The 15,491-nt window shown below is 44.2% G+C and carries 13 protein-coding genes; 10 read left to right on the top strand and 3 right to left on the bottom strand.

The annotated features are described in order from the left end of the window. The first annotated feature begins 74 nt into the window (after positions 1-74). Positions 75-530 carry a universal stress protein gene (locus BIZ37_RS04405; protein WP_107299636.1) on the top strand — a complete coding sequence of 152 codons (456 nt, stop codon included), beginning with the start codon at positions 75-77 and terminating at the stop codon, positions 528-530. 59 nt (positions 531-589) lie between these two features. Here BIZ37_RS04405 and BIZ37_RS04400 read toward each other — a convergent pair whose 3' ends face one another. Both BIZ37_RS04400 and mpl read right to left on the bottom strand, forming a co-directional pair. Further along, complete coding sequence (locus tag BIZ37_RS04400) at positions 590-1,213, bottom strand: flavin prenyltransferase UbiX (protein ID WP_370577304.1); 624 nt, start codon at positions 1,211-1,213, stop codon at positions 590-592. Next, complete coding sequence (gene mpl, locus BIZ37_RS04395; protein WP_187460478.1) at positions 1,206-2,567, bottom strand: UDP-N-acetylmuramate:L-alanyl-gamma-D-glutamyl-meso-diaminopimelate ligase; 1,362 nt, start codon at positions 2,565-2,567, stop codon at positions 1,206-1,208. Before mpl ends, BIZ37_RS04400 begins: the two co-directional genes overlap by 8 nt. A gap of 208 nt (positions 2,568-2,775) precedes the next feature. Here mpl and fbp point away from each other — a divergent pair, with 208 nt between their 5' ends. From fbp to BIZ37_RS04380, 3 genes are all read left to right on the top strand, one after another. Further along, a complete protein-coding gene (fbp, locus tag BIZ37_RS04390; RefSeq protein WP_187460477.1) occupies positions 2,776-3,792 on the top strand; it encodes a class 1 fructose-bisphosphatase in 1,017 nt (338 codons plus the stop codon). 168 nt (positions 3,793-3,960) lie between these two features. Next, entirely contained in the window at positions 3,961-4,491 is a 531-nt protein-coding gene (gene ppa, locus BIZ37_RS04385; RefSeq protein ID WP_107299640.1) for an inorganic diphosphatase, read from the top strand. 56 nt (positions 4,492-4,547) lie between these two features. Continuing rightward, a complete protein-coding gene (locus BIZ37_RS04380) occupies positions 4,548-4,916 on the top strand; it encodes a rhodanese-like domain-containing protein (RefSeq protein ID WP_187460476.1) in 369 nt (122 codons plus the stop codon). A gap of 14 nt (positions 4,917-4,930) precedes the next feature. Here the strand turns inward: BIZ37_RS04380 and BIZ37_RS04375 are convergent, their stop codons facing one another. Beyond that, positions 4,931-5,323: a gamma-glutamylcyclotransferase family protein gene (locus tag BIZ37_RS04375; RefSeq protein WP_187460475.1), complete on the bottom strand. Its 393-nt coding sequence runs from the start codon at positions 5,321-5,323 to the stop codon at positions 4,931-4,933. Positions 5,324-5,373: 50 nt separating this feature from the next. On the opposite strand from BIZ37_RS04375, the gene BIZ37_RS04370 reads away from it, so the two are divergent. From BIZ37_RS04370 to BIZ37_RS04345, 6 genes are read left to right on the top strand one after another with little or no spacing between them, the layout of a single operon-like run. Continuing rightward, a complete protein-coding gene (locus tag BIZ37_RS04370) occupies positions 5,374-6,639 on the top strand; it encodes a hypothetical protein (RefSeq protein ID WP_187460474.1) in 1,266 nt (421 codons plus the stop codon). Then, positions 6,640-9,033, top strand: a complete 2,394-nt coding sequence (locus tag BIZ37_RS04365; RefSeq protein WP_187460473.1) for a hypothetical protein — start codon at positions 6,640-6,642, stop codon at positions 9,031-9,033. After that, positions 9,030-11,879 (top strand): hypothetical protein, encoded by a 2,850-nt coding sequence (locus tag BIZ37_RS04360; RefSeq protein ID WP_187460472.1) that lies wholly within the window; start codon positions 9,030-9,032, stop codon positions 11,877-11,879. The genes BIZ37_RS04365 and BIZ37_RS04360 overlap by 4 nt, the downstream gene beginning before the upstream one ends. After that, the gene (locus BIZ37_RS04355; protein WP_187460471.1) at positions 11,866-12,405 is read left to right on the top strand and encodes a hypothetical protein; all 540 of its coding nucleotides are present in this window, start codon (positions 11,866-11,868) and stop codon (positions 12,403-12,405) included. The genes BIZ37_RS04360 and BIZ37_RS04355 overlap by 14 nt, the downstream gene beginning before the upstream one ends. A gap of 22 nt (positions 12,406-12,427) precedes the next feature. Then, complete coding sequence (locus BIZ37_RS04350; RefSeq protein WP_187460470.1) at positions 12,428-13,027, top strand: hypothetical protein; 600 nt, start codon at positions 12,428-12,430, stop codon at positions 13,025-13,027. Then, the gene (locus tag BIZ37_RS04345; protein ID WP_187460469.1) at positions 13,024-15,159 is read left to right on the top strand and encodes an ATP-dependent RecD-like DNA helicase; all 2,136 of its coding nucleotides are present in this window, start codon (positions 13,024-13,026) and stop codon (positions 15,157-15,159) included. Before BIZ37_RS04350 ends, BIZ37_RS04345 begins: the two co-directional genes overlap by 4 nt. Positions 15,160-15,491 lie beyond the last annotated feature (332 nt).

The raw sequence follows: 15,491 nt of genomic DNA, 5'->3' as shown, positions 1-15,491 counted from the left end.
TCCATCACGGAAGGGCCTTTGTTGTTTGGTATACACTATAGGGAGCCTCTCCCTTCGTGAACAAAGAGAAAAGTATGTATAAGCAAATCTTGGTTCCGGTCGATCTCAACGATAAAGGGTTCGCAGACAAAGCTGTCGAGCTTGCTGTCTGGCATGCCCAGCACTCCAATGCGACGATCCACCTGCTTAATGTCCTGCCCGGTATCCATATGGCAATGGTATCGAGCTACTTCCCCAAAGATGCGGCACGTAAAATGATGCAGGACACCCAGCAGCAACTCAAAGCCTTTGCCGAAACCTATATTCCTCCGGAAATTGTCCACCACCAGCATGTCTCGGAAGGGAAAACCTGGACAACAATATTGGATCATGCCGAGCGAGTCGGGGCCGACTTGATCATTATGCCAAGCCACAAGCGCTCCGGGTTGGATAAAGTCATGCTGGGTTCGGTAGCAACCAAGGTAGTAGAAAACTCCCCGATCAATGTGTTGGTTCTCAAACCCCAAGCTCATTTATCAGAATCTGAGTAATGCCCATTTCCCCACTAAAAAGCCCGCATAAGCGGGCTTTTTAGTTTCAGGCTGAGCAATTACTTTCTTTGGTCGTAGCCCCAGCGAGGGACTAAGCCTTGTTCGACACCGAGGTGGTCCAAAATACGTGCAACCATAAAGTCGACAAGATCCTCGATACTCTCCGGCTGGTGATAAAACCCTGGAGCAGCCGGCATGATAGTGGCCCCCATTTTGGATAGCTTGAGCATGTTTTCCAAATGAAGCGTAGAAAAAGGCGTTTCACGCACCACCATCAGCAGTTGCCCACGCTCTTTGAGTACCACATCGGCAGCTCGCTCCAACAGGTTATCCGACAGGCCATGGGCAACCGATGCCAGCGTGCCAGCAGAGCAGGGACAAACGACCATCTTCTTGGGTGCCGCTGAGCCTGAAGCAACCGGCGAGAACCAGTCTTCTTTTCCGCACACCTCAAGCCTATCTTCAGAACATCCCAATTGCTTGACCAACGCGGCCTTGGCGGCATCAGGACCGGAAGGAAGTTTCAGGCCATGCTCCGTGGCCAACACGACCCTGGCCGCCGATGAGATCAGCAGGTAGACATGGTAATCTGCCGCCAACAGGCACTCCAGCAGGCGCAAGCCATAAGGCGCACCTGACGCGCCAGTCCACGCAAGGGTGATGCGTTTATCAGGGCTACTCACCAGCAGCCTCCAGAGCGGCAAGCAATTTACCGTGGATGCCACCGAAGCCACCATTACTCATCACCAGAATGTTATCGCCAGGGCGGGCACTTGCGATGACTTTAGCAACTAGAGCATCCAAGTCACTGTCTGTCTGGCTAGGCTGCTGGCAATGCTCGGCAATCTCGTCCACTGACCACGGAATATTATCCGGCTGGAAGATGAAGACTTCATCGGCTTTTGCCAACGCCGGCGCCAAGTCCAGTTTGTGCACGCCAAGCTTCATGGTATTCGAGCGAGGCTCGAGGACAGCTAGGATACGCTGCCCCCCAACCTTGGCACGCAAACCACCTAGCGTTAGTTCTACGGCTGTAGGGTGGTGGGCAAAATCATCATAGACTTTCACCCCAGACTGCTCGCCTTTAAGCTCCAACCGGCGCTTGGTATTAACAAACTTGCCGAGCGCCTCACAGGCCAGATCCGCAGTAACACCAACATGGCGGGCGGCAGCAATCGCCATTAGGGCATTATTGACATTGTGATCGCCAATCAAATCCCAATCGACAGTCCCAGCCTTGTTTCCATCAAGCAATACATCAAATCGGCCACCTGCAGCATCGAGCTTTTTCGCCTGCCAATGGCCATTGGCACCGATATACTCCAACTCGCTCCAGCATCCCATATCCAAGGTCTCATCAATAGCCTCAACACCTTTAGGGGCTAGAATCCGGCCATTACCTGGCACTGTTCTAACTAGGTGATGGAACTGGCGCTGGATAGATTTCAGATCATCGAAAATATCTGCGTGATCGAACTCCAAGTTATTCATAACCAAGGTGCGTGGTCGATAATGAACAAACTTAGAACGTTTATCGAAAAAAGCACTATCGTATTCGTCCGCCTCGACGACAAAGAACATACTTTCACCTAAACGCGCGGAAACACCGAAGTTTCCGAGTACCCCACCGACCAAAAAGCCCGGCTGATAACCGCAATCTTCAAGGATCCAGGCCAACATACTCGCGGTAGTGGTCTTACCATGGGTGCCTGCAACAGCCAGTACCCAACGGTCATGCAGCAAAATCTCCTGCAGCCACTGCGGGCCCGAGGTATAGCGCAAATTGTTGTTAAGCACATATTCCACACAAGGGTTACCACGGCTCATCGCATTACCGACAACCACAAGATCGGGGGCAGGTTTTAACTGCTCTGGGTCATAACCTTGCATTATTTCAATACCTTGAGACTCAAGGAGTGTACTCATCGGCGGGTAAACATTGGCATCGCAGCCGGTGACTTTATGGCCTAGTTGGCGGGCAAGGATTGCCGCTCCGCCCATGAAAGTGCCACAAATTCCTAAAATATGGATGTGCATAACTGTCGGCTCACTCGGTAATTTTCACTAATTTCACGCTAATGCGTTACTTCGTTACCATAAAAAAGATCTTTATATACAATATTTTATACAAAATAGAGCACACACTATAAAAAGGCGAAATGCCATTATGGGTATAAAAATTGTCCGTTAGAGACATTGTACCTGACTTAACTGCCCCAATGACAACAAGATGCAAGGATTGTATATGTCCGATATTAGAACCCTTGGCGAGTTCATTGTCGAGAAACAGAACGACTTCCCCCACGCCAGCGGTGAGCTTTCTTCTCTGCTAAGTTCAATTAAACTTGCGGCGAAAATCGTCAACCGTGAAATCAACAAAGCCGGTTTGGCTGATATCACAGGTTCGTTCGGCGACGAAAATGTTCAGGGTGAAGAGCAGCAGAAGCTCGATGTCTATGCCAATGACAAGTTCAAGGCCGCTTTGGAAGCGCGCGACCAAGTGTGCGGTGTAGCCAGTGAAGAAGAAGACGAAGCCGTTACTTTCAACCGCGAGTTGAACCGTAACGCTAAATACGTCGTTTTGATGGACCCACTAGATGGCTCTTCGAACATCGACGTAAACGTTTCCGTCGGTACTATCTTCTCGATTTACCGCCGTGTTTCACCAGTCGGCACCCCACCGACGCAGGAAGATTTCCTGCAGCCAGGTAACCAGCAGGTAGCAGCGGGCTACATTATCTATGGTTCATCAACTATGTTGGTTTACACCACAGGTAACGGTGTCCACGGCTTTACCTACGACCCGTCCCTAGGGTTGTTCTGCCTGTCACACGAGAACCTACAGACGCCTGAAGATGGCCGTATTTACTCGATCAACGAAGGTAACTACTTCCGCTTCCCAATGGGCGTGAAGAAGTACATCAAGTACTGCCAGGAAAACGTGCCTGAAGATGATCGCCCTTATACATCTCGCTATATCGGCTCACTGGTATCGGATTTCCACCGCAACCTATTAAAAGGTGGTATCTATCTGTACCCAAGTACAGCAACCCACCCAACGGGTAAACTGCGTCTTCTATACGAGTGCAACCCAATGGCATTCCTGATCGAGCAGGCCGGTGGTAAGGCGTCTGACGGTGCAAATCGCATCATGGACATCAAACCCAACGAACTCCACCAGCGTGTGCCGTTCTTTGTCGGCTCAACCAACATGGTAGAAAAAGTCGAGGCCTTCCTAGCGGAATTCCCTGACCACGACTAACCAAAATAAACAGGCTGGATCACCCAGCCTGTTTCCTTTTCCTTCCAGAACACCCAGTAATGTAAAACTTTCCCTACAACTTATTGCTATTAGACAATAAAAGAAGGATGTTGGTATTATAATTTCAACATCACCAACAATTGATTAACCTAGCAAAAGGAAGAGACGATGAGCCTGAATCAGGTCCCAGCCGGAAAGGATATACCCGAAGATATCTATGTTGTCATTGAAATCCCTGCCAATGCCGACCCTATCAAATATGAGGTCGACAAAGACAGCGGTGCCGTATTCGTAGACCGGTTCATGTCTACCCCGATGTTCTACCCTTGTAACTACGGTTATGTAAACCACACCCTATCATTGGATGGTGACCCAGTAGATGTACTGGTTCCTACCCCGTACCCACTCGTGCCAGGTTCCGTGATCCGCTGCCGCCCTGTTGGTGTGCTGAAGATGTCAGATGAATCTGGTGAAGATGCCAAGGTAGTCGCTGTCCCACACAGCAAGCTAACCAAAGAATACGATAACGTTCAGGATGTCGATGACCTTCCTGAGCTGTTAAAAGCCCAAATCACCCACTTCTTCGAGCGCTACAAAGAGCTAGAGCCGGGTAAATGGGTAAAAGTAGAAGGCTGGGCAGACGCGGCTGCAGCCAAGGAAGAAATCCTTGAGTCGTTCAAACGCGCCCAGGAAAAATAATTGCGAATGAAATAGTACCCCGGGCTATAAGCCCGGGACTGTAATGAGGTAAACCTATGCGAAGGCCGTTGATAGCCATCACTGTATTGTTGGGCTCAATTGCCAGTCTGTCCTATGCAGAAGTTGTCACCCCAGAAGAGTTCTGGCAGTCCTATAATGGTAGCCATTCAGGGAGACCGCTGATTATTGATGTCCGAACTCATGAGGAATTCATTGACGGCCACCTCCCTGGTGCTATCAATATCCCATACGATCAAATCGAATCACTGACCACTTTTGCACCGGATAAAAGCCAATCCCTATTCATCTACTGCCGCTCAGGCCGACGCTCTGGTATCGCAGAAACGACATTGAATAAGCTGGGCTACTCCAATATCTATAACGGAGAAAGCTATCAGGCATTGGCCGAAGCAATGCCAAAATAAAAGAGTAAACAGGGCTAAGCCGGTATTTTCCTTTTCCGATGACACCAATCTCCATGCCCAATCACAGGCAGGCCTGCCACTGACTGGTTATAAAGATATATCCATGCCTTACCGTAAGACGTCTCGATTTCAACCCGGTCATATTCCACCGGGTATTCCTCGAGCCAATCAAGGTCGCGTAAAATACTTTCATTGATTTGGTATACCTCACCCAACAATGACGCCCCGCTATGGGAAGCAATCGCCGCAGGATAAGCTCCCAAATCATAGAGTATATAACCCGATACCAGACAGGCATCACCCAGTTTCACCGCCTCTTTGAGGAGGTAGGCATTGGCCTCCCCCTCGCGAAGGGTCCCGAAGGTGTGAGCTAATTCGAAAAAAATTTTGGCAGTCTCAAAAATCACTACTACGCTGATTGTGTGGGTTAAGTTAATGTTCGATTTTTGGGAGTGGTATGGAATATCTTAAGCGTGAAAATGTGTATATTTTCCTGAGTAATGATGGGGTGATTCAGGTGCTCCCATCATTCTTTTCTCAGGCTTCATTCAATACATACCAAATTTTTACCTATGCCCGAATCAAAATAACTGGCGGTTATGAGCCTTACAAGCGAAAAATTAAAACACGGGATGAATCTAGGCGCACAATTGAGGAAATGATGCCGCGCCTGCTCCGGTTTTTAAAGTGGGCCGAGAATGTCGCTGATTATCACTGGGAGATTGGTGGCGTCCGGGATACATACGGCCTTCATAACCACCACCTTTCGCCTAGCGAAATACTCAATGACTACATTAATGATTACCTAATTAGTGAACAAAAAGTATCGGAAGCAGAAGCAAAAGCACATATAACCACGCTGAATGCCTATTTTGCATATCTAGAGATAGGTGAACTAATAGAAGATGGCTTTAAAGACCTCTACATTAGACCTGAGCTTTTGGAAGAGGCACGCAATAATACCAATAAGAAAACAGGTGTTAAATACCTGACCAACGGCGTTAGGGATGCTTTATATGAGGTCGCTCTAACAGAGTTCGGCCTGAGGGATGAAATCATTTTAAGGTGCGGTGGTGAGATTGGTGTTCGATCCTGTGAGTTAAGGGGTTTTGTCCTTGATGACTTCGCCGAGGGTAAATCTACATTCAAGGGGCTTAAATCTTTATTTGATGATCTAGAAGCTACGGATGATGTTGAAACACCCTATTTCAAGTTTCGTCTCCATGGTCGGTATTCAAAAGCCAAGCCAAACGAGGGTGGCGAATCTAGGTGGCTAGATATCCCCTATAATTTATTAGAGCGAATGAAGGACTATTACGAAGGAGAAAGACCTTCTCAAGGGATTGAAAGCAAATTTCTATTTTTAAATGAATCCAATAATTTGGGGGTCACCAATATCTCAGCAAGAAAAGGGACTGATGTTTTCCGGGTTGTAGCGAAGAAACTTAATAAAATAAAATCGAAAGGAATTCTTTACCAGAATACTCAAGAAATAACAGACCAGACTTTTCACATTCTCAGGCATAGTTTTGGTACTGACCTATTCTGGAGCCTGTCAGACGGAAACCCTGAACGTATTGTGTCCACATCTAAAGAGTTCATGCACGTAGCAGAGAGAATGGGACACAGAATAAATAACATGCGAAAGGCGGGGAAAACAACCATAAAATACATTCGTAGCGCTCAGGTAAAACAGGCACTAGAACTAGCAGAGGTGGCGTAAATGAAAAAGTCTGATGATGAGAACACAACTGCAAAACCTGAAGAAATTACCAAAGCAATGGCCAAGGCTGCACAAAAGAAGCAAAATAAGAACGTAATACCTCAGCCTTTTAATCCAGACTCGACAACATTTACGATACCAGCATTACCTAAAACTGATAGTTTTAATGCTCGACGGCAGTCAGTAGTCACTCTTACAGATACTTCATGCAAAACAAAAAAGCTCATATTTGGTTTGTTTAACCGCGTTCACTATGAACTCTTTGTACTAAACAAACAAAAGGTGAAAAGCCATCAATATCAGTTCTTAACGACTATTCCTTTATTTATGGATTGGTTAAATTCAACATCTCTAGATGGCGTTGAATTTGAAGTGTTGAAACGTTATCAGGTAGATTTGATAAATAGTGGCGTACAAGGGGTTGCTCACATAAAGACACTTCAAGCTATCTTTTCAACAATGCAACCGAATGAAGCTATCAAAGAGCTAAATCGCTGGGAAAAAACGGTAGTGCTTAAATGGCTAGAATACACCCCACTAGAAGACGAGGAACGCGAACAAAGAACTATCACTACACACTTCCAACAATATAAGTGGTTGGAGCGTGAAGATATCGGGATAGGTGTTAAAATGTTTGCTCAGTTAGTTTCGCCAGAGCACATCACTCGCTCGCTACATATTACGGTAGGAATGCTTGGCAATGCAATTGAATTAGCACAGGAACACGGCATTACTCTAGTACAGCGTGCCGAGATAGAAGTGAGTGACCTGCCATTAGAAGGGAAGAACAAAAAAAACATCAGACCCGAAAATTGTTTTGATATATCAACAATCATACGCCGATTGATTGAGGTATATTCATCCTTCGGCGACGAAGAAAGAGCGAAACACCATCAATCGTTATTGATAATAACCAGCGCCTTCACTACCGATGAGACCTTCTTGAAGCTTAGAGAGTATATCGAGAATGATATCGATAAGATTGCTATCGGTGATTTTTATAAAAATAATATGTGGATCAATCCTAACAAGGTCGATGGCCTATTTGTAATAAAATCACGCTCAGGATTATTTGATATTGAAAGCTTGAAGTTATGGGTTGCAGGTAAAACTCAACATGTCCCACTACAGGATTTATTGTTTCATTGGTTAATGGCCAGTATGACTGTACAACCGTCTGACATCCCAAAATTGAAAAAGGAAGACTTTAAATTATTAAGGCCAAATAATAACTCACGGGTTAAAGCGATTGAGTGTGATTATTTTAAGGGGCGTGCAGGAATAGTTCACCCAATCGACTCTATTAAAACTAAAACTCCGCACGGAAAGTTCCTTCTGAGCTGTATCAATAGGGTCACAGAGGTGAAAGATAAAGTTTGCAAGATTAATATGAATAAAGCAATTAGTTTTCCAGTTGTTAACGGCCGGAATTATTCTGAATTAAAAACGCTGGGTAATATTATTAACCATATCCCTATAATAAAATCTAAAATTATTTCAGAGCATATCAAGAACAGTACCTCATCTGCGTTTTTTAATGCGTTATCCGTTATTTTATCGGTCGGTGAAACAAAATTTAATTATAGAAATGAAGCGACAATAACCTTAGGTTTGAAGAAACCTTTTTCAAGCAAAGATCGACAGGAGATATATAAGTTAAGTTGCGAACTACTGGATAAAAAGTCTGAAACTAAGGTAGCTGTAAATCTATTACCACTATCGATGATAAAAAACACCGCAGTGCATTCAGGTAGCGACCCCATCGATATTAACAAACTTTTTGTAAGGCGCTCCCACTCACCATCAACTGAAGAGAGTTGTTACTTAAATGAATCCAATGAAAAATGGCTAAATTCAACTGGAAGAATTACCCGCAACATAATAAATGATTTAATTCATAATGTGTTTAAGCCATCAAGCAGCATTAAGGTATACAGCAACATATCAAATCAGAAACCATTAGAATCTACTAAAGATGACGAAGATAACAAGGAGTGTAAAGATAATGTAAACCAACTACTAGAAAAAACACGGGCTGATTTCTTATTAATGCGCTCACGTTTAGAGTTGGTCACAGACCAAAAAGGGAGGGTGAACGATATAGGGATAATGAAAGGTGAATCAGAGAACACCACTGGTCTACCCCCAATGTTATTTTGTGATAATGCTGAAACAGCTTTCAAAGTCATGGCATATCAATCTGAAGTGGAGCAGTCTTATAAAACGATGTTTGATAATAACCCAGATCATTTCTTGATGTCGGTATTGCCAAACTTAGAGTTATGTAAATATATACAATCAAAATTAAGCACAGAATCTAAAAAAGCTGGTATGGTTTTTTTAGAGAGATATAAGCCACACCTATTAAATCCATCACAGGGAGGCGGCGCATGAAAGGCAACCAATACACAGTCATTTCAACAAAAGAAGAATTACTGAGTTATTACAATAAACTGCTTACTTCTCACCCAAGCTATAAAAGTGGTGTTATCGGTGGTGAAGCGTGGGAGTTCAGCAAGCGTGGTTACACTCAAACCATTGATTTTAAATGGTTGCGATTCCCTGAATTGGCATCAAATATTTTCTATGATTTAGAGGTAGATGGCAATAATATTATAACATTAGATACCAAACAGTTCGTACAGATTCTAATGCTTGAGTTAATTGATCGAAATAAAGTCCCTCCACCTCAATATTACCAAGTAGTTTTGCAACTTGTAATGCAGAGGAATAAGTTAGAAGGACGCATATCCCATTCAAGCATCGCTGGTTTATTAAATGCTATTTTAACAACACGATTTTCTGATGATGGATTATTTCATACTCCATCACTAATGTCCCACGTAATTCTTTTTGATAATAACACGATAAAAAAAACAATCGATTTTTGCTTGAAGTACAATATAGATAACTTTATTGATACCTCAATTGGGGATAAAAAATTAAATGTCGTCCTTAACAATGAATTGAAAGAACTCTTCGACATAACATTAGCCCAATATAAAAAGGGGGGTACATTTAATTTTTTAGGGTTAGAGACTGGGCAGTTGTATGCTGATTTCCTCGCACAACGTTTTTACGAAAACCATCTCTACAGCACAATATGCTTGAAAGTTCTTAATGATATTATACCCAACCTTGAACACAGCCATCAACTTCCAAAGAAAAAAAAGTCACTTAATACCCTGATATCTAGTCTACTACAAGGTGCTGAGTTTACACCGAAGTTTAAGGCTGCCTTTCCTTCCAAGCGTACTATGTCAGGCGAACTGTATAGAGTAATTCCTAACGTCGTAAATAAATTTTTTATCAAGCATTTTAATGACTATCGCCTAGAAGCGTCAGCTTTTAATCCACAAACAATAGAAAAAATGGTGGAGGGTTTTGGTTTAGCTGCACGTTATGATGCCTCGGAGTTATTTCGTTCTATTGCAATTTGCCGATTTCATCACAAGGATGATGACGAAGCTGAGCGTATTCTCAAACGATACCAAGAACATGTTAAAGTCATTATCGAAGATTCAACGGATTTCAATGCCATTTTGCCCACCGGCATTGATTTTACGAAAGTCAGCATTCAATCACTCTACGAGATAATGGATTCTCTCGCTCCCCCTAAATTAAACAAGAAGAATGTAAAAGAATACCTTTCGGCGAGTTATAAAAATTTGATGTTTGGGGATGATAGTTTTCAGACATACTTTGATTTCAGCGTTGCTCTTAATCGAGTAACTGATGCAGGGTCAGAGTTAATGCTTACATATACGGGGTGGCGCGGCTCAGAGTATGGTTTTTCATTAGATAACATTCACAAGGAAGAAAACACCGACATTATTGACAGCGCCTATATTCCATTTCGATTTCATGTTAACTGGTATGTTTACAAAACAAGTGGAAAAGCAAGGCTAAACCGTGAGATAACATCATGCACGTACATCTTAGCTGAGCAAATCGCTAAACAACATGGTACCGATAGAGATTTACCTTGTTTATTTGAATTTAAACAAGGGTTGAAATTCAGAGACAAAGCCCCAAACGAAGTACAAGCTTACAATAACACCTCAGGATTTACTGGAAAGAATTGGCAGGCATTTATTACCCACTATAAGCCATTTGTAGATGTTGATGTTATTGACTCAAAGCTATCAGGTTACAAAGCATTAACCGGACATTATCGCTCTGTCGATTTAGAACTACTACGTGAAATAAAGACTAATTTAAATGACAGCTTAAGTCGTTATGAAGTTGTGGAAAGTACAAAAGGAAGTAAAGAGACAAACGGTGAAAGAGTTACACTTTCAACCGTCTATTTTACCGAATTGCAAAACGGCCAAGCTTCTAACTCAGAAGTTTCCAATATGTACAATAAATATATGTCTGAATCGTCATTACAGTGGCTGCGTTCTCAGAGCAAACCATTCAGGGAGTTAGATGAAAACGTGAGGAAGAAATTCACAAAGACAGTCAATGATGAAATACGTGAAGGTTTAGTTTATCCAACTCCCCATTCTTGGCGACATGTTTGGGCTGAGGCTGTCCTAACTCGTTATGAAGGTGATATCGGTGCAGTTATACGGCATAATTTTAAACACATGAGCCACCGTTTCTTTATGGCTTATATAAGAGATAAAGCTGACGCGTCTCTGTTCACACGGGCGAAACGTACTGCCCTTAATAACCTTGTCCAGAAGCGACTTATTGAGTTAGAAGATGAAAACCCCAACTATGTTGGCGGGTTCAACCAATTCATCAAGAAGACATTGAGTTTGCGCAATGTCCGAATTGTCAAAAATACTGATGAATTAACACCATCTGAAAAGAGGCTCCTTGCGGAGCAAATTTCTGGCCGCGTTATTCACTTTAATACCGATGCATTCGCTAATTGCCTCCCCCGCAAAGGAAAAGAAGGCCAAGCTAAATGCAATCAATACGGTGATATTCGCCCGCAGGATGCCTGTATTCAATTCTGCATTGGCTGCATTAATGCTGATATCAACAGCGGTCATGCCAAAGGCATCATACAGCGGATAACCCCAATGATTATTTCGGTGCTAGATAACGCTGCGGCTCCATTCGAATTGCCTGACCACATTGATACCTTTCATCTGGCAAAAAGGCGGCTTGTTGAAATATGTGACGCCGCGAATAAGAAAGCCATCGATAACATCATTCCACATATTGATAAGGCTATTGATAAAGCCAAGATTTGTCTAGAGGAGTTTGTCCATGAGTTCGCATGATAATGACATTGATTTCCTCAACAACCTGAGTGAGCAAATTGCAGAGCAGGACGATACACCTGTAGATATAAGCGATATGCCTGACTGGGTAAGCAAAGATAACTATTCCTATGCTGGGTATGTCGCTATCCATGAATTAGCTATAGAGAAGCGTAGTTTTATTGCTCGAGGCAAGTTCACTCGGCGCACCCGCAAGAACGAATACACAATGACCCAGCGAGAGGTTGCGCAAAGGGCTGGCGTAAAAGACCACCAAACACTATTTAGTGGCTCATACAAAGCAGGTATGAACAAACTATTTAAGAGCACAAACGAGGAGCTTAGGAATTCATTTGAAGAGAAAAAGGCTGAGGTCACCCCGAAGTATACAGGTAGTGTAACCAAAACTAAAAAGGAATTACTGGCAGGCTATAAAGAGGCAAGAGAAGAAGCGGTTAGAAATAAGTCTGAAATGGTGGACATGGTCTATGCGCGCCTCTTAAGGGATATCCCTGATAATATTAAACGTAAGCTCAGACTGAAATAACACGACTGCAAGGAGATGCAATATGGCTAATGGACGGGAAGAGGCCTTTTTCAATCTCATTGAGGAGGCATCTGATAATGCAATCATTGTGTTCGAAGATGATAAGAAAGTTAAAACAGTCCTAGATGAGCACATGGATGTAATTATGGCCTTTGATTTTGGTGAAGGGTTTGACTTAGACCATCTCGCCATGCTGGATAATCGCTACAAGCGTTCACTCAGTCCTGCTCGCTTTTTGATGCAGTTGAGACTCTATACCCCAAGCGAACTAAAGGGAATGGTGAGGGGCGGCAAACTTAATCGCACAACATTAGCTGTAGATTCTGGCTTTGATACACCCGCATTTCGTCAGAATTGTTGTTTGGGTGGGATATTAAAAAGGTTTGAAGCTTTGCAGGTAAAGAATGGCGTCCTAGGAAAGCCTGTCGCTAAAGCAAAGAGCGCCGGCCCCAAAAAGCACGACCAGAGAGAAAAATCGAATCAGGAAACCAGCCGATATAATAAGTTTTTACAACAGCGTGTTACTGAATTGGAAGCTGAGAATGAAGAACTGAAACTCAAATTATCACGCTATGAGGCTATTGATTCTGCACTGATTAATTTGGGAAGGATGCCACGATGAAGCCAGAGCCTACACGATATGATATGCAGGTCAGTAATATTTGGAAGGACACCAACGATGAGTTTATTTTCAGTGGTGTACCTATTGTTGCAGGTGTGGGTGCCAGTGGAAAGAAGTATGTTGTTGTAAAAACAGTCCGTAAAAAATTGCCTGTTATACCTGTTATTGGTCAGCATTGGCGCATTTATGGCACCAAGACAGTATCAACTGAGGTTAAAAATGGACGTGAAATTGCACGGGTTGATATAACGGCAGAAAAGCTGAGAGTAACAATGCCTGACGTTGATCGGGCTTTTGTACATTTTGTCGACAAAGAGAAGGCATTTCCCGGAGTAGGTAAAAGCTACGCAGCCAAACTTTGGCACCGCTACCAGAAGGGGATCTACAAGATTTTGGCAGACGGCGACATTCAATCACTTGAAGCTGTCATACCCCGCAAACCGGCTGAAAGTTTGATTGAGGGATGGAAAAAATATAACAATTTAAAGTACCTACATTGGTTTGCAGACCATTCCATACCACCGTCTGTTAGCTCCGACATCATCAAGTACCATGATGAAGATGCGATTGAGCAAATTAAATCCAACCCGTATATTTTGCAGGTGTATGGGATGACTTTTGACAGTGTTGATGAACTGGCACTCGAAAAGTTTAAGGTGGCGATATCAGACCCAAGACGCCTCATTGCTGGCGTTGAAGAAGCCCTCTATCGCCACTCACAGTACGGCCATACCGTGGCTAGTGAAAACGACCTGATGCGAAGGCTCCCATCGATACTTGGTGATACCGACCTTGCTAAAGAAGCTCTAAAACAGTCATTTACCAAGGCTGATGTGATTGTCGACGACGATGGTTATTATCATTCCCTTGGTGTGTTTGTCATGGAGCACGTCGTTGCAAGCCACTTTCTTGAGCTTGCTAAGAAGACTGATACATGGGGCGGTGAGCATGAAGAGGCACTTGCCTATGGCATCCAAGACCTGCCCTTCCCCCTAACAGAGCGACAGGGTGAGGCCGTCTGTGAGAGCCTGACACACTCTATCTACAGATTGATAGGGGGAGCAGGGACTGGCAAGACAACTGTGCTCAGATCGATTTTCAGGGCGTATTATCGCCTAGGTTACAAGATCTACCCTATGGCACTGGCAGGCCGTGCAGCAAAGCGGATACGTGAGGCAACAGGGGTTGCAGCCAGAACGATCACTGGATTCCTGAAAAACGTCAAAATCAAAGAGGGCGAAAAAGCCATTGTCGTCATTGATGAAAGCTCGATGATTGACCTGCCGAATATGTACCGCATTATCAGAGCGATACAGCCTGATACCCGCATCCTGCTAGTCGGTGATATAGGCCAATTAGCGGCAATCAATTACGGGGCTGTCCTCCGTGATGTTGTCCAGGCCGAATCAATTTCTGGTGTTGAACTAGACATCGTTAAGCGCCAAGACGGTTCGACAGGTATCCCTGAATTTACCTATGACGTCAGGAACGGCATCGTACCCTCCTGCTTCCCAGCGAACATCACGCTACATCAAACAGAATCCGATGATATAAATCAGGTTGTGACGGAACTATTTAAGCAAGATCCCGAAAACACCCTCATCCTTGCTGACACCTACAGAAACCCTCATGGTGGAGTTGATATCATTAACAGCATCTGCCAACAGGTGTGTAACCCAAATGGCGCTCAGTTTGAGTTTTCGATGAAGGGGCTTTGGAGTTACCTGAATATCCGTGTAGGAGACCCGATAATATTCAATAACAATGACTGGGACTCAGACATCCAAAACGGCACCATGGGGCATCTAATCGAGAATGCCAGCCTGGGCCACAAGGGCATGGTCGCACTCGATGATGGCAGGACACTAGAGCTGAATGAAACCCTTATCGACTACATCAGGCCAGCCTATTGTGTGACCCTGCATAAGGCGCAAGGGTCTCAATTTCCACGGGTTATCGTGGTTCTGGGTAGATCACAACGTATTGACCGTTCATGGATATACACTGCCCTCACTCGAGCTGAAATCCATATCGATATCGTTGGCACTTATGAGCAGTTCGTGAATGCAATTCAACGGCTGCCTGAGGCTGACCGCCGCAAAACCTCCCTTCACCGCTTACTCAAGGCGTAAAGCATCTCTCATGCCGCCTCTGGCGGCATATAAGGGCGGAAAGAAAGCTGAGGGGTTGCTGGACTGAATCCGCCCGAGACCCAGCGAAGCTGCTACTAGGCCAATCGGGCAGTGTTAGTGCGCAGCGCGCCCCCTGCAAAGCCGCTCTTCTGCTCTTTGCCCGCCCAAGCTAAAGTTATCAAAATAGCCCGTTGGGGCACCATTCTCTCCGAGTGTGGGTTTGCCATTTAGCGCGGGTGATTACTTACGAATCGAAAGTATTTTTACTGACAGGTATGGCGCTCTTCCTGGTTCATTTGGAAGATGGTTTTAATGTCTTAAGGGATATATCT

It is taken from the genome of Photobacterium sp. BZF1, from assembly GCF_014349205.1.
In the GTDB taxonomy this organism is placed as follows: Bacteria; Pseudomonadota; Gammaproteobacteria; order Enterobacterales; family Vibrionaceae; genus Photobacterium.
This window is presented reverse-complemented; position numbering and strand designations above follow the sequence as displayed.